The organism is Kitasatospora sp. A2-31 (genome assembly GCF_022288725.1).
Taxonomy (GTDB): domain Bacteria; phylum Actinomycetota; class Actinomycetes; order Streptomycetales; family Streptomycetaceae; genus Kitasatospora.
This window is the reverse complement of record NZ_JAKNTA010000006.1, coordinates 60,996-79,762: the sequence shown is the minus strand read 5'-3', so window position 1 is coordinate 79,762 and position 18,767 is coordinate 60,996. Positions and strand designations below refer to the sequence as shown.

General features: G+C 73.8%; 10 protein-coding genes, 2 tRNA genes and 2 pseudogenes. 4 read left to right on the top strand and 10 right to left on the bottom strand.

Annotated elements, in window-relative coordinates:
* Nucleotides 1-38 precede the first annotated feature (38 nt).
* Together MCM47_RS18315 and MCM47_RS18310 are read right to left on the bottom strand one after the other, a co-directional pair.
* Nucleotides 39-2,405, bottom strand: a complete 2,367-nt coding sequence (locus MCM47_RS18315; RefSeq protein ID WP_238862724.1) for a bifunctional diguanylate cyclase/phosphodiesterase — start codon at nucleotides 2,403-2,405, stop codon at nucleotides 39-41.
* Between the two features lie 393 nt (nucleotides 2,406-2,798).
* On the bottom strand, nucleotides 2,799-3,224 hold the full coding sequence (locus MCM47_RS18310; protein WP_238862723.1) for an OsmC family protein: 426 nt from the start codon (nucleotides 3,222-3,224) through the stop codon (nucleotides 2,799-2,801).
* Between the two features lie 239 nt (nucleotides 3,225-3,463).
* On the opposite strand from MCM47_RS18310, the gene MCM47_RS18305 reads away from it, so the two are divergent.
* Both MCM47_RS18305 and lepB read left to right on the top strand, forming a co-directional pair.
* Entirely contained in the window at nucleotides 3,464-3,826 is a 363-nt protein-coding gene (locus MCM47_RS18305) for a chorismate mutase (RefSeq protein ID WP_238862722.1), read from the top strand.
* A gap of 604 nt (nucleotides 3,827-4,430) precedes the next feature.
* Nucleotides 4,431-5,258: a signal peptidase I gene (gene lepB, locus MCM47_RS18300; RefSeq protein WP_238862721.1), complete on the top strand. Its 828-nt coding sequence runs from the start codon at nucleotides 4,431-4,433 to the stop codon at nucleotides 5,256-5,258.
* A gap of 187 nt (nucleotides 5,259-5,445) precedes the next feature.
* Here the strand turns inward: lepB and MCM47_RS18295 are convergent.
* The 3 genes and pseudogenes from MCM47_RS18295 to MCM47_RS18285 form a co-directional block, all read right to left on the bottom strand.
* Nucleotides 5,446-6,444 (bottom strand): annotated as a pseudogene (locus MCM47_RS18295) (DMT family transporter); the annotation flags it as partial.
* A 291-nt stretch (nucleotides 6,445-6,735) separates the two neighbouring features.
* Nucleotides 6,736-9,051: a transglycosylase domain-containing protein gene (locus tag MCM47_RS18290; RefSeq protein ID WP_238862720.1), complete on the bottom strand. Its 2,316-nt coding sequence runs from the start codon at nucleotides 9,049-9,051 to the stop codon at nucleotides 6,736-6,738.
* 385 nt (nucleotides 9,052-9,436) lie between these two features.
* A tRNA-Lys gene (locus MCM47_RS18285) sits at nucleotides 9,437-9,510 on the bottom strand.
* Between the two features lie 136 nt (nucleotides 9,511-9,646).
* Here MCM47_RS18285 and MCM47_RS18280 point away from each other — a divergent pair.
* The gene (locus tag MCM47_RS18280; protein WP_238862719.1) at nucleotides 9,647-10,546 is read left to right on the top strand and encodes an alpha/beta fold hydrolase; all 900 of its coding nucleotides are present in this window, start codon (nucleotides 9,647-9,649) and stop codon (nucleotides 10,544-10,546) included.
* Nucleotides 10,547-10,635: 89 nt separating this feature from the next.
* Here MCM47_RS18280 and MCM47_RS18275 read toward each other — a convergent pair whose 3' ends face one another.
* The 5 genes and pseudogenes from MCM47_RS18275 to MCM47_RS18255 form a co-directional block, all read right to left on the bottom strand.
* Nucleotides 10,636-11,457, bottom strand: coding sequence for a GPP34 family phosphoprotein (locus MCM47_RS18275; protein ID WP_238862718.1), 822 nt, complete (start codon nucleotides 11,455-11,457; stop codon nucleotides 10,636-10,638).
* A gap of 117 nt (nucleotides 11,458-11,574) precedes the next feature.
* Nucleotides 11,575-11,648: transfer RNA gene (locus MCM47_RS18270), tRNA-Lys, on the bottom strand.
* A gap of 157 nt (nucleotides 11,649-11,805) precedes the next feature.
* Nucleotides 11,806-13,986, bottom strand: a complete 2,181-nt coding sequence (locus MCM47_RS18265) for an ABC transporter ATP-binding protein (RefSeq protein WP_238862717.1) — start codon at nucleotides 13,984-13,986, stop codon at nucleotides 11,806-11,808.
* Between the two features lie 284 nt (nucleotides 13,987-14,270).
* A pseudogene (locus MCM47_RS18260) lies at nucleotides 14,271-15,188 on the bottom strand (ABC transporter permease); the annotation flags it as partial.
* 15 nt (nucleotides 15,189-15,203) lie between these two features.
* A complete protein-coding gene (locus MCM47_RS18255) occupies nucleotides 15,204-16,184 on the bottom strand; it encodes an ABC transporter permease (protein WP_238862716.1) in 981 nt (326 codons plus the stop codon).
* Between the two features lie 315 nt (nucleotides 16,185-16,499).
* On the opposite strand from MCM47_RS18255, the gene MCM47_RS18250 reads away from it, so the two are divergent.
* Nucleotides 16,500-18,206 (top strand): ABC transporter family substrate-binding protein, encoded by a 1,707-nt coding sequence (locus MCM47_RS18250; RefSeq protein ID WP_238862715.1) that lies wholly within the window; start codon nucleotides 16,500-16,502, stop codon nucleotides 18,204-18,206.
* Nucleotides 18,207-18,767: the final 561 nt, after the last annotated feature.

Genomic DNA, 18,767 nt, shown 5'->3' with positions numbered 1-18,767 from the left:
ACCGCTCCGGGCCGGTGGGGCGTCCTGCGCGGCAGCCGCTACCGGCCCTCCGGCCCGAGGCGGTTCTCCCGGAGTATGGCCGCGACGCGTTCCGCCTCGCCGGGCCGTGCGAAGTACCAGCCCTGGGCGGTGTCGCAGCCGGTCAGCCGCAGCCGCTCGGCCTGGGCGGCGCTCTCGATGCCCTCCGCGGTGACGGTCAGGCCCAGGGTGTGGGCCAACTGCACCATGGCACCCACGATCTGCTCGTCGGCGTCGCTGCGCCGGGAGCTGAGCGCGGCGAGTTCGGGCCGGCCGGCCGGGGCCGGGTCGCGGAACCCCTCGATGAAGGTGCCGTCCAGCTTCAGTACGTGCACCGGCAGCCGGGAGAGGTAGGCCAGGTTGGAGTAGCCGGTGCCGAAGTCGTCGATGGCGATCCGGACACCCATGTCGGCGAGGGCCTGCAGGGCCTGGAGCGGTCGCCCGCCGGGGCCGAGCAGCGCGCTCTCGGTGATCTCCAGCTGTAGCAGCCGGGCCGGCAGACCGGTGCTCTCGAGCGCCTGGGCCACGTCGGCGACGACGTCGGAGTCCCAGATCTGGCGGGCGGCCAGATTGACGCTCACGAAGGTCTCGGTGTCCGGGAACTCGGTCAGCCAGCGCTTGGCCTGGCGGCAGGACTCCTCCAGGACCCACTTGCCGAGCGGCACGATCGCACCGGACTCCTCGGCGAGCGGGATGAAACGATCCGGCGAGAGGGTCCCGTAGCGGGGGTGGCGCCAGCGGACCAGGGCCTCGGCGCCGTGCACCGCTCCGTCGGCGAGGCCGACCAGCGGCTGGTACTCGATGGTGAACTCGCCCCGCTCCAGGGCCGGTCGGAGAGCGGTGGCGAGCAGCTGGCGGGTCAGCTGGTGGGCGCCGCGGTCCGGGTCGTAGAGGGTCCACCGGGCGCGGCCGTCCGCCTTCGACCAGTAGAGGGTCGCGTCGGCGTCCTTGACCAGGTCGGTCGGCGTGGTCTCGTGCACGGACCGTTCGACGACGCCGACGCTGGCCGTCACCACCAGCCGGTGCCCGGCCACGTCGAAGGGGCGTTCCAGCGCCTCCAGGATCCGCGCGGCCAGCGCGGTGAGCTGTTCGCTGCCCTGACTGTCGGTCACCAGGACGGCGAACTCGTCGCCGCCCATCCGGGCCACCAGGCGGCCACCGGGCTCGGAGAACCCGCGCCGCAGCCGGGTGGCGACGGCGATCAGCAGCTGGTCGCCGATGTGGTGGCCGAGCGTCTCGTTGATCGCCGCGAATCCGTCGAGGTCCAGGTAGCAGACGCCCACCCGGCGCTCGCCGGGCGTGCCGCCCGGAGCCGCCTGCCCCTCCGCGCCCAGCGGTAGGCCCTGGTCCGGCCGGACGCCGGCGACCGCATCGCCGCCGGCGACGGCAACCTGGCCGTCGCCCGGGCCGTCACCCGGGCCGTCACCCGGGCCGTCGTCCCTGACGTCGTCCGCGACCGGCCCGGCGATCGCGAGGCAGGCGGCGTCGAGGCGCTCGAAGAACAGCGTCCGGTTCGGCAGCCGGGTCAGCGGGTCGTGCAGGGCCTGGTACTCCAGGCGGTCTCCGAGCCGGCGCTGCTCGGTGATGTCCTCGACCATGGCGAGCGTGTAGAGCGGTTTGCCGGAGCCGTCCCGGATCAGCGAGACGGTCACCTTGCTCCAGACCGTGCGCCCCTCACGGTGCTTGAGCTGCTTCTCCACCCGCAGCCGCTCCCGCTTGCCGCGGACCAGCTCCGGGAAGAGGCGGTCCGGCATCCCGTCCGCGTCGACCACGTCGTGGATGTGCGTGCGGACCAGGTCGGCGGACGTGCAGCCGACCAGGGCGGCGAAGGCGGGGTTGACCTCGATGATCCGGTCGTCGGGGTCGATCAGGGCCATGCCGATCCCGGCGTCGCAGAAGGCGGCCCGGAAGCGGGACTCGCTGGCACTCAGGGCGGCGAGCAGGCGGTCGGTCCCCTCGGCCGGCAGGCCGGGGCCGTCGGTCGGTCGGTGCGAGCCGGTCGCGAGCGGGGCGGAGCAGGTCGGGCAGAGCAGGAGGTCGGTGCCGACCGCGCCGCCGGTCACGTCGACCGGTGCGACGGTGCCGTGGTTGCCGTGGTTGCCGTGGTTGCCGCGGAGGTCGATGGCCCTGAGCCCGGCGCGGAGTCCGTCGCGCAGCGCGCCCCGGTCATCAAGGGGCTCACGGGGATCACCGGCGCCGAGGACGCCGTCGAGGCCGGGGGCGTGGTCGACGTCACGCGAGTCGTCCAGGGCGAGACCGGTGGTGCCGTCGGCGGTGGCGCCGTTGGCCGGACGGCGGAGCGGGGACAACCGGTGGCCGTGCTGGTGCGGTTCCTCGTGCCGCACGCCCGAGTGGTGTGCGTCGGCCCCCTCGTTCTGGCCCGGCACGGCATACTCCCGTCCGCTGCTGACGCTTGATGCTTGACGCTGGTCCGGCCGATCGCCCGGGACTGCTGCGGCCGGCTCCCGCACTCTGTCGAGGTCCTCGCAGTCCGGTGGAACGCTCGCGTGGAACGTCCGCGGGGGGATCCGCGTGAAGAACAGGGCGCTGCGGCCGATCATAAGACGCGGCGGCAACGCGCGGTGACCGCCGCCAGGGTGATTCGCCCGCTTTCAGGTCCTGTGCGGTGATACATGCAGACGCCCCCGGTACACATCACATGATGTGCGCCAGGGGCGTGTGCCTCCGCCGTGCGCCCTCGGGCGCTGGTCGAGCGCCGGGACGCGCCGAGTCCGGGCCGGCCGCGAGCCGGCCGGACGGGGCGTCGGACCGTCGGGGCGTCAGGCCAGCTTGGCCGTCAGGGTGATGGTCGTGCCGGTGAGCGCCTTGCTGACGGGGCAGTTCGCCTTGGCGTCCTCGGCGGCCTTCACGAACCCGGCTTCGTCGAGGCCGGGCACGTCGCCGGTGACGGTCAGGTGGATGCCCGTGATGCCGGTCCCGGGCTGAAAGGTGACGTCGGCCTGGGTGTCCAGCTTGGCGGGCGGGTTGCCCGCGCCGGCCAGGGCGTGCGAGAGGGCCATCGAGAAGCACGCGGAGTGCGCGGCCGCGATGAGTTCCTCGGGGCTGGTCCTGCCGTTCGGGTCCTCGGCGCGGGACGCCCAGGTGACCGGGTACTCGCCGATGCCGGACGAGGCGAGGGTCACCTGGCCCTTGCCGTCGAGCAGGTTGCCTTCCCAGGCGGTGCGTGCGGTGCGGGTGGTTGCCACGATCGGTACCTCCATCACTGAGGAACAGCTGATTCGTCACTTCCGGCCATGCCGCGCACCAGCCTACGGGGAGGCTGCCGCCGCGGGCGGCACACCGGTCCGCGGGGTGTCCGGATCGTGGGACGGATGGCCCGAATGGTGCGGTTCTGCGACGGGTGCCCTGTTAGATTTGCGCGGGCCTGATCCCCGGCCCACCGACGGCCGGGTGCCCATCACCAGAGAGCCGCGGAGCCGCCCCGATGACGGATCACCCCACGACCCCCGATGCCGGATCGCTCGACGGGATCGACGAGGCCGTACGGGCCGAGCTGACCAGCCTGCGCGAGAGCATCGACAACATCGACGCCGCGGTGGTCCACATGCTCGCGGAGCGCTTCAAGGCGACCCAGCGGGTCGGTCGGCTCAAGGCCGAGCACAAGCTGCCCGCGGCGGACCCGGCGCGGGAGCGCGACCAGATCAAGCGACTGCGCGAGCTGGCCGCCGGGGCCCACCTCGATCCGGTCTTCGCGGAGAGTTTCCTCAACTTCATCATCGCCGAGGTCATCCGGCACCACGAGAAGATCGCCAGCGACACCGTGACCGGCCAGAACGAGCGGGTCTGACCAGCCGGTCGGACCAGCCGCTCCGACACCGCGCCGCCCCGGGCGGAAGACCGTTCCGGCGAGCCCCGGGAGAGGTGTCCGGACCTGTCGTCGCCGCGCGGGGCCGCCTGCCCGACGCCCCCCGGTCGCCGCTTCGGGCGCCGGCCGCTCGCCGGTCGCCGCTTCGGGCGCCGGCCGCCCGCCGGTCGGCGCGCCGGGCGGCCCGCGCCCCTCGTCCCCTGGGGCGTCGCACGCCTGCCGCCCCCGCCGCCGCCCCGGCCATCGGCCGGTGCCCGCCCCGCTGCCGCTGGCTGAGCCGCGGCCCCTCGTACCCGCCCGGCTTCCCATCCCGCAGGGCTTCCGCATCCTCGTACACGCCCGCTTCCGCGCCCGCCTTCGCGCTCCCGGACGGCGCTCGACCGGCGGCGGCTCGTCCGTTGCGGCTCGCCCCGCCGTACCCTGGGTGACATTGCCCCGAGCACCGTCCTCCGACCGCCTCGCTCCCGCCGCCTTCTCCGCGGCGGTGTCGGCGGTCGTGTCGGCGGCGGGTAAATGCCCGATTTCGTGAGGCTTCGCCGGTGGCGTAGCGTGCAGGTTTCCCGGCCGGAGAGGTGGAGCAGCGACGATGGCGGTGAACCTGCCCGACACGGACAGTGATGCCGGGGTCGGTCCGGTCCCGGCTGCGGGCGCCGGCCACGGCGGCCGCGCAGCGGCCCGGCGGGCGCGCTCCCGGAAGGCGGGCAAGGCGGCCAAGGCCGGGAAGGCCGGCCGCGGTCCGAGCAGGGGTCTCCGGGCCCGGCGGGCGGGGCGCCGCCAGCGGCCGTGGTGGATCGAGATCCCCCTGATGGCGGCCGTCGGCCTGGTGGCCGCGCTGCTGATCAAGACGTGCCTGTTCCAGGTCTTCTCCATCCCCTCCGGGTCGATGGAGAACACGCTGCGGATCGGCGACCGGGTCGGGGTGAACAAGCTCGCGCCGCTCACCGGCTGGGAGCCGGAGCCCGGCCAGCCGGTGGTCTTCAAGGACCCGGGCGACTGGCTGCCGCCGCAGCCGACCGACGGCAACCCGGTCACCCGCGCGCTGAGCTCCGCACTCGGGTTCATCGGCCTGGTGCCGCCGAAGGACGACAACTACCTGGTCAAGCGGGTCATCGCGACCGGCGGCCAGACCGTCCAGTGCTCGGGCACCACGCTCACCGTCAACGGGGCGAAGGTGGACGAGCCCTACCTCCACCCCGGGGACGACTCCTGCGCGGGACTGGACTTCGGCCCGGTGACCGTGCCCAAGGGCTACGTCTGGGTGGAGGGTGACCACCGGAGCGACTCCGCCGACTCCCGGTACCACCAGCGCGGGCCGGGCGGCGGCGCCGTGCCGGTGGACAACGTGGTCGGACCGGTCTCGGGCGTCGTGTGGCCGCTCAACCACCTCGACTGGTTCGGCTGGGTCGGCCGCTGACCCCCGGCCCGGCGACCGCACGGTCTCCGGTGACCGCACGGTCCTCGGCGCCCGCCCGTCCGGCGGCCCGTGCCAACTGCTCGCCCAGCGCCGTCGCCCCGGCGAAGTCCGCGGGGGCAGGGTGGTCCTCCGCGGCCCGGACGTCCGCCACGCCACCGCCCACCAGGCCGTCGTGGGCGCCACCGTCCGCCGCGCCACGGTCCGCCTCGACACCGTCCGCTGCGCCGCCGCGCGCCGACCCGGCGTCCTCGGGTGCGGCTCCGGCCTTGCCGGCCTGGGCCGCGAAGGCGCCGGCCAGGACCAGCAGGCCGCCGGCCATCTGCGGCAGGCCCAGGTGTTCGCCGAGCAGGATCCAGGCCAGCACGGTGGCGACCACCGCCTCCAGGTTGGCGACCACCCCGGCGACCGGGGGCGACAGGTGCCGGACGGCGATCACGCCGGTCAGGTAGGCGAGCACGGTCGCGATCAGGACCATCCAGGCGGCCGGGAGGAGCGCCGGAACGGTGTGCCCGTTCATCACGACGTCGCCGCCGAGCACACCCCAGTCGGCGGTCCAGGGGTGGGTGAACGCAGTCAGCAGGACCGCGCCGATCAGCAGGCCGTAGGCGCTCACGGCGAGGGGGTCGATCGGGCGCTCGCCGCGGCTGCCGGCGTCCGCCAGGACGAAGTAGCCCACCTGGCAGCAGGCCGCGCCGAGGGCGAACACGACGCCCAGGGCGTCGAAGCTCAGGCCGTTCCAGGCCTCCACCACGCACGCCAGACCGGCCACGGCGACGCCGGCGCCGATCGCCGAGCCCCGGCTGATCGGCCTGCGCTGGACGAACCGCACGTAGCCGATGAGCAGCGGCGGTCCGAGGTACTCGATGAGCAGGGCGACGCCGACCGGGATCCGGGAGATGGCGGCGAAGTAGCAGGCCTGGACGCCGGCCACGGCGAGCAGGCCGAAGCCCAGCAGCAGGCCGGGCCGCCGGAGCACCGCGTCGCGGTGGCGGTAGGCGAGGGGGAGCAGGACCACGGCGGCGCCGGTCACCCGGAGCCAGACCACGTGCAGCGGGGAGAGGCCGGCCTCGATCAGCGGCTTGGCGGCGGTGCCGGAGCCGCCGAAGGCGATGGCCGAGACCAGCGCCAGGGTGAGTCCGAGGGTTTTGGCCGACGACCGGCCGAGTGGGGGGTTTGAGCTGTGCACCGAGGCATTGTGACAGTCATGTCATCGGTTCGGTAAGGCGCCATTCCGTCATTTGGTCCTGCCTCCAACTGTGCGCGACGGCAGGTTCACGCGCACCCGCCGATCGGCTACGGTCACCCACCCCCGGCGGTCACGTCACCGACCAGACGGGCCACCGCCGCCACCACCCACCCCACGGGCCACCGCCCCCACCGCCATGGCCCCCACGGGGCACCGTCCCACGGGCCGCCCCCCACGGGCACCGTCCCACGGGCCAGCGCCACCGCCCACCGCCCACCTCTCCCGGGCGGGCTACTGCCCGGCCGACGCGGCCGCGTCGGCCGAGCCGCCGCCCGAACCGGTGCCCCCCGTCGGCTGCGGCGCCGTGGTGGGCCCGGTCGTCGGGGCGGTGGTCGGCCCCGTGGTGGGCGCCGGCGGCTTGGTGGGCCGGGTCGTCGGCTGCGACGTCGGCTGGGAGCTGGGCTGGGCCGTCGGCTGCTGGGTGGGCCCGCCGGTCGGCCCGCCGTCACCGGACCGCGAGCCGTTCCGCCCGTTCGACGAACCGGGCGCGCCCGAGCCGGACCGGGCGGACCCGTCGCCGGAGCCGTTGGGCGCGGCGCCGGAGCCCGCCCCGTTGCCGGAGCCGCCCGGGGAAGCCGGTGCCGAAGCCGGCCCGGACGGGGTCGCCGGGCCGTCCGGGCCGCCCGACGAGGAGCCGTCCGACCAGGTGTCGTCCCGGCCCGCGGGCGAGGCGAAGTCGGTGACCGGCTTGCCCTTCAGCGCGGCCTTCATGTAGCTGGTCCAGATCTGCGCCGGGTACTGGCCGCCCGCCGCGCCGTCGATGCCGCCGGTGCCGCTGAGGCTGACCTGGGCGCCGGTGCCCGGGTCCTGGCCGAACAGGGCGACCGAGGTCACCAGCTCGGGCGTGTAACCGACGAACCAGACCGACTTCTGGTCGTCGGTCGTCCCGGTCTTGCCGGCCGCCGGGCGGCCCAGGGCCTTCGCGCGCCAGCCGGTGCCGCCGGGGTCGCGCACCACGCCCTCCAGCATGGCCGTCACCCTGCGCGCGGTGTCCTCGCCGATCGCCTGGGTGGCCTTGTGGGCGGGCAGCTGGAGGGCCTCGCCCTCGCGGTCGACCGATTGCACCAGCCAGGGGGTGATCTGCTTGCCGCCGTTGTCCAGCGTCGCGTAGACGCCGGCCAGGTCGAGGACGCTCGGGGTGGCGGTGCCGAGCGGGATGGACGGCAGCGGTTCGAGTCCGGGGGTGTTGGCCGGCAGGCCGAGCGCGACGGCGGTGTCCCGCACCTTCTGCAGGCCGGTGTCCTGGGCGAGCTGGGCGAACGCCGAGTTCACCGACCAGTCGGTGGCCTGCTGCAGGGTGATCTGGCCGTAGCTCTTGTCGCCCTCGTTCGGCGGCGCGTACGCGGTGCCCTTGCCGCCGCGGACCTTGCGGCCGCTGGTGCCGTCGTAGACCGTGCGCGGGGTGATGGTCTGCCCGGACTGGGTCTTGGCGTTGTTCTCCAGCGCCGCGGCCAGCGCGATGGCCTTGAAGGTGGAGCCGGCCTGGTAGTCCCGACGCGTCGCGTTGTCGATGTAGTGCTTGGTGTAGTCGACGCCGCCGTAGAGGGCGACCACCGCGCCGGTCTTCGGGTCGACGGAGGCGGCGCCGGCCTGGGCGGCCGCGTCCTTCTTCCGCTTGTCCGGGTTCAGGGTGTCGTGCAGCTGGGCCTGAACGGCGTCCTGGAGGGCCGACTGGCGCCCGGGGTCGACGGTCAGTTTGATCGTGTAGCCGCCCTTGGCCAGCTCGGACTCGGTGATGATCCGGTTGGCGGTCAGGTACTCGGTGGCCGCGTTGACGAGGTAGCCGGCCTGGCCGGAGAGGCCGAGCTGGGCCTGCGGGTCCCGGACCTCGGGGAAGGTGGTGGCGGCCCGCTCCTCGGCGGACAGCCAGCCCTCCTTCACCATGCCGTCCAGCACGTAGTTCCAGCGGTTGACCGCGTTCTGCTTGCCCGCCGGGGTCGCGGTCGCCACGTCGTAGGCGCTCGGCGCGTTCAGCAGGGCGGCCAGGTAGGCGCCCTGGGCGGGGGTGAGCGCGGACGCGTCGACGCCGAAGTACTGCTGGGCGGCGGCCTGGATGCCGTAGGCGCCGCGCCCGTAGTAGGAGGTGTTCAGGTAGCCCGAGAGGACGTCGTCCTTGGTCTCGGTGGCGTCGACCTTGATGGCGATGAAGAGTTCCTGCACCTTGCGGCTGATGGACTGCTTCTGGCTCAGGTAGGTGTTCTTCACGTACTGCTGGGTGATGGTGGAGCCGCCCTGGGTGCCCTCGCCCTTGACCGTGTTGACGGCGGCGCGGACCAGGCCCTGGACGTTGACGGCGCCCTCGTCGTAGAAGTTGCGGTCCTCGGCGGCCAGCGCGGCGTGCTGCGCGGCGGGGGAGACCTTGTCCAGCGGGACGTTCTGCCGGTTGGTCTGGCCGGTCCGGGCGATCACCGAACCGTCCTGGTAGAGCCAGGTGTTGCTCTGGGCGATCGCGGCGGCGTGCGCGTCCGGCACCTTCACCAGGGCGATCCCCAGGGCGAACAGGCCGACGCCGAGCAGCAGCGCGGTGACGAGACCGGCCAGCGTCATCCGCCAGGTCGGGATCAGCCGCCGCCATCCGGTGCGCCTGCGGCCTGGCCCGGACCCGCCGGTCCCGCCGGTCGGGCTCCCGCCGGAGCGCTTCAGACGGTTGACCGGACGGAGGAGGGCGGACGCCGTGCGACGGCCGCTCTGGGTGTCTCGGGACAAATCGGCGGCCTTTCCTGCGGGCGGACCGTGCCGGCCTGCACAGCGGAGGGGACTTCGGCGGTCGGGACCGTTCGTCCCGTTTCCGGTTGTACAGCCCAGAACGCACCGATCGGGGCGATTGGCTCCACCGGGACGGCAAGCGAGACCGACATCACACACAAATCGGACGCCGAAGGGCAAAAAGTTGGGGAGCCTCCCGCTCGTGCGAGAGGCTCCCCAGTGTCTGTGCGCCGCCAGGGACTCGAACCCCGGACCCGCTGATTAAGAGTCAGCTGCTCTAACCAACTGAGCTAGCGGCGCCTGCTGACCTGGAAAACAATACACGCTCCGGAGGGGTGGCTCGCACCATTGCGGCGTCCCGCAGGCCCGCACGCCGTGGCGGCAGCCCGTTTCCGCCCGGTTGGGGCGGAGTTTTCCGGCGGTTAGGGTGGGAAACGTGCCCAGCTCCGACCCCGGCCGCCGGACGGCCCGGCCCGCCGTCCCCGCGGTGGCGTTCCTGCGCATCGGTGGCACGCCCCTGCACGTCCGGACCGAGGGCAGCGGCCCGGTCGTCGTGCTCGCCGGCGGGCTCGGCAGCAGTTGGTTCGACTGGGACCTCGTGGTCCCCTTCCTCACCCCCTACCGCACGGTGGTCCGCTTCGACCGGCCCGGCTACGGGCTGAGCGGTCGGGAGCCGGCCGACCGTCCTGGTCCGACCGCCGTCGGAGAGGCGGAGCGCATCCTGGCCGTCCTGGACGGGCTCGGGTTGGGCGAGCCGTGCACGGTGGTGGGCCACTCGCTGGCGGGCTTCCACGTCGAGGCCTTCGCCCGGCTGAACCCGGAGCGGACGGCCGGGCTGGTCCTGCTGGACGGCAGCGTCGAGTCGTCACCTCGCCCCTGGCCGGCGCCGGAGCTGCGCGACCTGGCGGCCCGGGCGGTCGCGGGCGCGGCCACGGCACTGGCGGTGCCGTACGTCCTCGGGCCGACCGTACGGCGGCTGGTCGCGCGGGCCGCGACGGTGCGCCGCGAGGACCTCGCCCCGCGACCGTTGGTCCGGCACTGCTACCGGACCGGCCGGGCCCTGCGCGCGGTGCTCCGGGAGAACGCCCGGTACCTGGACGTGGCCGCGGAGCTGGACGAGCTGCGCGGCGTGGTGCCGTTGCCGGAGGAGCTGCCGATCACCGTGCTCGCCGCCGACGACGGGTGCCGCACCCGCCGCACGGAGGAGTGGCTGGCCCGGCAGCGGGGGCTCGCCGCGCTGCTCGGGGCCGACTTCCGCACCACCGCCCCGGCGGGGCATCTGCTGATGTTCGACCGCCCGGACGCGGTGGCCTCGGCGATCCTCGACACCCGCTGAGCGCCGCCGGTCGTACTGCCGGCCGTCGGTCGGTCGATCGCCGGCCGGTCGATCGCCGGCCGCGGGTCGCACCCGCCGCTCCCCGCGGCTCAGGAGGCCGTGTTCGCCGACATCGCCGAGATCGCCCGCCGGACCGCCCGGGGGACCGGCAGCTCGTTGGCCAGTCGGCGCGCGGCGCGCCGGGTGGGGGCGCCGGCCGGGCCGGGGTAGAGCCGGCGGTGCAGCCCCGCTGCGAAGATCAGCCCGGCCAGCTGGCGGTCTCGATCGGCCGACCGGCGGTCCCGGTCGGCCTCGGCGGTGGACGCCCCGGCCGTACCGGACACCTCGCCCCCGCCGACGGGCGCAGCCTCGGCGGGGGCCGCATCACCTGAAGGCGAGGGCGAGGGGGAGGGTGAGGGCGAGGGAGAGGGCGAAGGGGCAGCGGCGGGCGGCGGCGCCAGGGTCGACCCGGCGTCGTCGACGGCCAGGGTGGCGGCCACCCGAGCCGCGATCTCCTGCCCGATTGCCGGCGGCACCGCCGTGTACCGCCGGTACGGCAGGCCGAGGAAGCTCCGGCGGTCGACGGGGAGGACACCGTCGGCGATCAGCCGGTCGAGGAGCAACTGTTGCGTGGGCTTGCGGGGGATCCGGCGCATGGCCAGGTCGAGACCCAGCCGGTGCTTGCGCTTGCCGGTCTCCTCCAGCCGGGTGAGCACCCCGGCCGCGATCTCGTCGGCGGAGCCGAGGGGCTGGAAGCCGGTGATCCGGCGGCCGTCGACGGTGATGGCTCCGCTGAGCTGCAGTTCGGCGAGGATGCTGCCGGGGACGGCCCAGTAGAAGGCGGACTGCGGAATCCGGAGCCGGCCGCTCACCGGTTCGGCGCAGAGCAGCAGCAGCTCCTCCGGGAGCGAGCGGGTGTCGAGCGGTGCCATGGACGGAACCCCCAGCGGTCGCGGACGGGCGCGTGGGGCCGCGCCGTCCTCGCAACCTACCGCTCCGGAAACGCCTCAGGCCGCCCACCGGAGTGGACGGCCTGAGACCTTGCCATGTGCGCCGCCAGGGACTCGAACCCCGGACCCGCTGATTAAGAGTCAGCTGCTCTAACCAACTGAGCTAGCGGCGCCTGCTGACCTGGAAGACATTACACGGGGTCGGGCCGATCCGCCGAATCGCGACCGAACGGGCACTCTCGGTGACCGGCGGTGTCGCGCCGCAGCGGTCCGGCTCGGCCCGGGCCGCAACGAACCGGGCCGCAACAACCCGGGCCGAGCCGGCTCCGGTCACTCCGGGAAATGGCACGCCGCCTCGTGGTCCCCTCCCGGTGCGGGCCCGGTCAGCGCCGGGGCCTCGTTCTCGCAGCGGATCCTGGAGCCGGCGTCGAGCCCGGCGTAGACCGGGCACCGGCTACGGAAGCGGCAGCCGGTGTGCCGGATGGTGGGCGAGGGCGGATCGCCGGCCAGCAGGATGCGGCCCCGGGCCCGCTCGGCGGCCGGGTCCGGGAGCGGGACGGCGGAGAGCAGCGCGCGCGTGTACGGGTGGCGCGGGCGGTCGAAGACGGCGGAGACCTCGCCCTGCTCGACGGTCCGGCCGAGGTACATCACGCTGACCCGGTCGGCGAGGTGCCGGATCACCGACAGGTCGTGCGAGACGAAGAGGTAGGACAGGCCCAGCTCCGCCTTGAGCGACTGGAGCAGGTTGAGCACGCCCGCCTGGATCGAGACGTCCAGCGCGGAGACCGGCTCGTCCAGGACGAGCAGCTTCGGCCGGACGGCCAGCGCGCGGGCGATCGAGATCCGCTGCCGCTGCCCGCCGGAGAACTGGTGCGGGTAGCGGACGGCGTGGGCCGGGTCCAGGCCGACCTGCCGCAGCAGTCCGGGCACCCGGTGGGCGATCTCCTCCCGGGCGGCGCGCTGGGCGCGCAGCGGTTCGGCGACGATGTCGCCGACCGGCATCCGCGGGTCGAGGCTGGCCATCGGGTCCTGGAAGACGATCTGCAGCTGGGCGCGCATCCGGTGGGCATCGGCCCGGGAGAGCGCGGCGGTGTCCTGCCCGAGCAGTTCGATCCGGCCGGACTCCGGGGCGGCCAGCCGCAGCAGCTCGAACAGGGTGGTGGACTTGCCCGAGCCGGACTCGCCGACCAGGCCGAGCGTCTCGCCCTGCCGGATGTCCAGCTCGACGCCGTCCACCGCGTGGATCTCGCCGATCCGGCGCTTGAAGACGGTGCCCTTGAGCAGCGGGAAGGTCTTGGTCAGGCCGGTGACGGCGAGCACCGGCGCGCGCTCCTCGCGCGGCACGGCGACCGCGGCGGGCGGGACCGGCGGCACGGGGTAGACCTCGCTCGGTGCGGGGCGCCGCTCGGCCAGCTCGCCGGCCCGGACGCACGCCGCCAGGTGCCGGCCCGCCCCCCGGGCCCCGCCCGTCCCCGCGACCCCGCCCGAACCTGCGGGCCCGCCCGAACCCGCGACGGCCTCCGTCCCCGGGACGTCGTCCGGACTCCCGGGCTCCGCGCCGCCCGCGAGGGCGGGCTCGGCCGTCCGGCACCGCTCCTCCACCAGCGGGCAGCGGGCCGCGAACGGGCAGCCGGCCGGCAGCTCGGCCATCGGCGCCGGCACGCCGGGGATCGGGACGAGCGCTCCGCCCCGGCCGTCCAGCCGCGGTACGGCGCCGATCAGCCCGAGCGTGTACGGATGCCGGGGTGCGGCGAACAACTCCTCCACGCCGGCCGTCTCGACCACCCGGCCCGCGTACATCACCGCGACGCGGTCGGCCATCCCGGCGATGACGCCGAGGTCGTGGCTGACCAGGACGAGCGCGGCGCCGGTCTCCCGCTGGGCGGTGCGCAGCACGTCCAGCACCTGCGCCTGGATGGTGACGTCCAGGGCGGTGGTGGGCTCGTCGGCGAGCAGGATGTCGGGGTCGTTGGCGATGGCCATGGCGATCATCGCGCGCTGGCGCATGCCGCCGGAGAACTCGTGCGGGAAGCTGTCGAGCGCCCGCTCGGGCGCCGCGATGCCGACCAGGTCGAGCAGTTCGGCGGCGCGGGTGCGCGCGGCGGTCCGGTCGAGCGACTGGTGGACGCGCAGTGCCTCGACGATCTGGTCGCCGATCCGGTAGACGGGGGTGAAGGCGGAGAGCGGGTCCTGGAAGACCATGGCGACCCGGCGGCCGCGGACGGCGGCGAGTTCGCGGCCGGGCAGGCCGACCAGCTCGCGGCCGTCCAGCCGGACCGAACCGCGCACCCGGGCGGTGCCGGGGAGCAGGCCCAGGACGGACAGCGCGGTGACGGACTTCCCGGAGCCGGACTCGCCGACGATGCCCAGGGTTTCGCCGCGCCGCAGGGTGAGGTCGACGCCGCGGACGGCGGGGACGGTGGTGCCGCGCGGGCCCGCGAAGTCGACGCGCAGGTCGCGGACGTCGAGCAGCGGGGCCGTGGCCGGCGGGGTCACGACGGTGGTCGTCACTGGCTGTCACCTTTCCTACGGGCCGAACGGTCGACGCCGGGCGAACCGGCCGCCTCCGTCGCCTCCGCTGAGCCGACCGTCTCCGTCGCCTCGGCTGCTCCGGCCGTCCCCGTCGCCTCGGCTGATCCGGGCGCCGCGGCCGGAGCAGTCGCTCCGGCCGGCGCGGCGCGCGCCGGACCGGCGTCGCCCGCGCCGCTCCGCAGTTCCCGCTTCCCGGTCCGACGCGTCCGACGGGTCCGACGGGTCCGATGGGTGCGACGGGTCCGACGGGTGCGGCGGCTACGGGCCGCGTCGGCGGTGGGGTCCAGGGCATCGCGCAGCCCGTCCCCGATGAGGTTGACCGCCAGGACGAACAGCACCAGCAACCCGGCGGCGAAGTAGAACAGCCACGGGAAGACCGGTGCGTCGTTGGTGCCGGCGGCGAGCAGCGTCCCGAGCGAGACGTCGGGCGCCTTCACCCCGAAGCCGAAGTAGGAGAGCGCGGTCTCGCTCATCACGGCGCCGCCGACGGCGATGGTGGCGTCGATGATGAGGAAGGACGCCACGTTCGGCAGGATGTGCCGGGTGATGATCCGCAGCGGCCGCACGCCCATGAACCGGGCCGCGCGGACGAATTCGCGGTCGCGCAGCGAGATGGTCATCGAGCGGACCACCCGGGCGGTGATCATCCAGTTGAAGAGGGCCAGCAGCAGGACGAAGGCGAGCCAGCCGGCGCCCTTCAGCCGGGGCGAGATGATGGTGATGACCAGGAAGCTGGGGAAGACCAGCATGAGGTCCACCACGAACATCAGGATCCGGTCGGTCCAGCCGCCGAAGTAGCCGGCGCAGGCGCCGAACAGCGAGGCCAGCACGGTCGAGAACAACGCCACCAGCAGCCCGATCACCAGCGACTTCTGCAGTCCGCGGACGGTCTGCGCGAAGACGTCCTGGCCGACCCCGTTGGTGCCGAACCAGTGCGTGGTGGAGGGCGGTTGGCGCAGCGCGGTGTAGTCGGGGGTGGCGTAGTCCCAGGGGGTGAGGTACTGGCCGCCGAAGGCGAGGACGAACAGCAGCAGGACGACGACGGCGCCGGCCACCGCCCAGCGGGCGGCGAGCAGGCGGGCGAGGACGAGCCGGCCCCGGCCGGCAGCGTCGGGGGCGGCCCCTACGGCGGGGTCGGGGGCGGGCAGGGGCGCGGAGGGCTCCGCGGCGACGGCGGTCACGGCAGTCTCCTCCGGTCAGGACCGCACGCGCGGGTCGAGGGCGGCGTGCAGGGTGTCGGCGAGGAAGCCGGAGGCGAGGACGACCACCGCGGCGAACAGGTTGACGGCGACCACCGAGTTGACGTCCTGTTCGTTGATGGACTGGATGAACCACTCGCCCATGCCGTGCCAGCCGAAGATGGTCTCGGTGAAGGCGGCGCCGGTGAAGATGCCGAGGAAGCTGTAGGCGAACATCGTCGACATCGGGATCACGGCCGTCCGCAGCCCGTGCTTGACCAGCGCGCGGCCCCGGGTGAGGCCCTTGGCCTCGGCGGTGCGCAGGTAGTCCGAGCCGAGCACGTCCAGCATGGTGCCGCGCTGGTAGCGGCTGTAGGTGGCGAGGCCGCCGAGGGCCAGCGAGAGGGTGGGCAGCAGCAGGTGCAGCGCCCAGTCGGCGAGGTGGGCGCCGATGCCGCCGGTCAGGCCGGGGGTCTCGTACCCGGTGAAGGGCACGACCTCGTGGCCGGCGACGTCCTTGGCGGCGATGGCGCCGTTCTTGAGGAACAGCGCCACCAGGAAGACCGGGGTGGAGAGCAGGACGAACGAGAACACGGTGAGCAGCCGGTCGGAGATGCGGTACTGGCGTACCGCGCTCCAGGCGCCGGCCGCGACGCCGAGGGCCATGCCGAGCAGGCTGCCGAGCAGCAGCAGCCGCAGTGAGACCCAGACCCGGCGGCGGAAGTCGTCCGTGACCGGGGTGTCGTGGATGGTGCGGCCGAGGTCCCCGTGGAGCAGGTCGCCGGCCCAGTGGCCGAAGCGCTCGACGACGGGGGTGTGGTCGTTCAGGTTGAGGTCGTCGAGCTGCCGCTCGACCGATGCGGCGGCCGGGCGCGGCACCTTGGCCTCGAAGTAGGTGCGGGGCCGCAGCGCGGTGGCGGAGAGCGCGTACGCCAGGAAGACGGCGACGATCAGCAGGACGGCGTAGTAGCTGAATCGTTTCGCCAGGTAGCGGAGCATCAGCGGCCGCCCGGGGTGGGGGCGGCTCCGACGCGTCTGGTGGGCATCGGTGGGTGGCCTTCGGTCGGTGGCCCGGTTCGGGCCGGACGGGGAGAGGTGCAGGTCAGGAGTCTGGCACCGGCGCACGGCCGGCGTGTTGCGGCCGTGTTGCCGCCCGTTGCTTTTGGATCAGGCGTGAACCACACCCCCTGGTACTGGATCTGATCGGCTGTTACGTTCGCTCACCGGGCACCGACTTGGCTGCCCACGTTCAAGCCTCGCCACACCTCGCGACGCCCAACCCTTGCCACGTTCCGGATCTTCTGGGGGACCCTCATGCACGCATCCACCGTCACGCCCGTGCGCCGTCTCGGCCGGGCGGCCGCCCTCACCCTGGCCGCCGCGCTGGCGGCGACCGCGTGCAGCTCGGGCGGCGGCTCGGCCGACGACGCGGTCAAGAGCGAGCCGCCGAGACAGGGCGCGAGCGACATCAACCCCAAGCCGGTGGACCAGCTGAAGGACGGCGGCGAGGTCAAGTTCCCGCTGTACCAGTGGATCACCCAGTGGAACCCGTACCAGGTGGACGGTCGCTACGGCGACGCGGTCGAGATCATGCGGGCCCTGGAGCCCAATCTGTTCACCACCGACGAGTCGGGCACCTTCAAGCCGGTCACCGACTACCTGCTGGAGGCGAAGGTCACCTCCACCTCGCCGCAGGTGGTCACCTACAAGCTCAACCCGAAGGCCAAGTGGTCGGACGGGAAGCCGCTCGGCTACCTGGACTTCAAGGCGGACTGGGAGGCCACCGGCGGCAAGAAGGACGGCTACAACATCGCCGACTCCGCCGGCTACGAGCTGATCTCCGGCGTGGAGCAGGGCGCGGACCCGACGGAGGTGAAGGTCACCTTCTCGGAGCCGTACGCCGACTGGCAGAACCTGTTCCGCCCGCTGATCCCGGCGGCCGGCATCGCCACGGCCGACGACTTCAACAAGGGCTGGGTGGAGAAGATCCCGATCACCGCCGGCGCGCTGAAGGTCGGCGTGGCGGACAAGACCGCCCAGACCCTCACGCTGGTCCCGGACCCGAACTGGTGGGGCGCGAAGCCCAAGGCCGACAAGATCACCTTCCGGGTGATGTCGCAGTCGGCGACCACCCAGGCCTTCCTCAACAACGAGATCGACTTCGCCACGGCCGGCACCGCGACGGCGTACGGGCAGCTCAAGGACGCCAAGGAGGCGGTGATCCGGAGCGCCAGCCCGTGGGACGAGGTGCACATCTCCTTCGGTGGCGGCGGCGCGCTGGCCGACCAGAAGGTGCGCCAGGCGCTCGGCAAGGCGCTGGACCGCTCCGCCCTGATCAAGATCGCCAACAACGGCGTGCCGGTGGAGTTCAAGCCGTTGGGCAACCACATCTTCATGCCCAACCAGACCGGTTACCAGGACAACTCGGGCGAGTGGGCCAAGTTCGACCTGGCCGCCGCCAAGAAGGCGCTGGACGAGGCCGGTTGGAAGGACGCCGGCAGCGGGCAGCCGCGGACCAAGGACGGCCAGTCGCTGACCCTGCACTGGGTGCTCAACGACGCCACCCCCCAGGCGCAGCTCGACCTGGCCACCGCAGCCCAGGCGATGTGGCTGGCGGCCGGCGTCAAGGTCGAGCTCGACAAGGTCCCGAGCAACGACTTCTTCACCAAGTACGTCAACCTGGGCAAGTTCGACGTCGCGAGCTGGCGCAACACCGACTCGTTCCCGCTCTCCAGCAGCCTGGGCAACTTCCGCCTGCCGCAGGGCGACAACGTCTTCGGCAACTTCTCCAAGCTCGGCACGCCGGAGATCGACGGCCTGCTCAAGAAGGCGGCCGGCACCATCGACCCGGTGGAGGCGGCGAAGCTCTACAACCAGGCGGACGCGAGGATCTGGGAGCTCGGCCACACCGTCGAGCTCTACCAGCGGCCGACGGTGGTGGCGGCTCGCAAGGGCCTGGCCAACTACGGCGCGTTCGGCCTGGCCGGCGTCGACTACGCCAAGGTCGGCTGGGAGAAGTGACCGGCGCCGAAGCGGCCCCGGCGGCCCGATCGGCCTCAGCGGCTCTATCGGCTCTATCCCATCGGCTCCGGCGGCCCGATCGGCTCCGGCGGGCGTCGCGTCCGCGTAGGCGGCGGAGAGCGCGGCACGGCAGGCGCTGGCGAGCAGCGCGGTGATCACGAGGCCGGTGGTGCGGACGCGGGGGACCGGCTCTGCCGCCCCCGCCGTCCTGCCGCCGGCCTTGACCTTCCGCGTTGCCCGCAGGCCGCCCGTGTCGTGGGGTCGCTCCGGACCCGCTCGCTTCCAACCGGGGAAGAATCTAGCGGGGGATCCCGGCCGCCGTGCCGTACGGCACGGGCGCGCCCGGAAACCCGTGCCGCTGTCACCCGGTTCGCGCACCCGGGCGTCAACTCTCGCTGACGGCAGGGCATATCGGGCGAAGCCGGAGGGAGAATACCGGGCCACAGCGACATGACGGGCGTGTTTCGCGACCGCGCGCCGGTGCGTGCGCCCGTCCCGCGCCGCTGCCAGGATGCGCGGGACGGCGCAGCAGGCCGTCCGGCGGCCCGCCCTGGCGCAGTC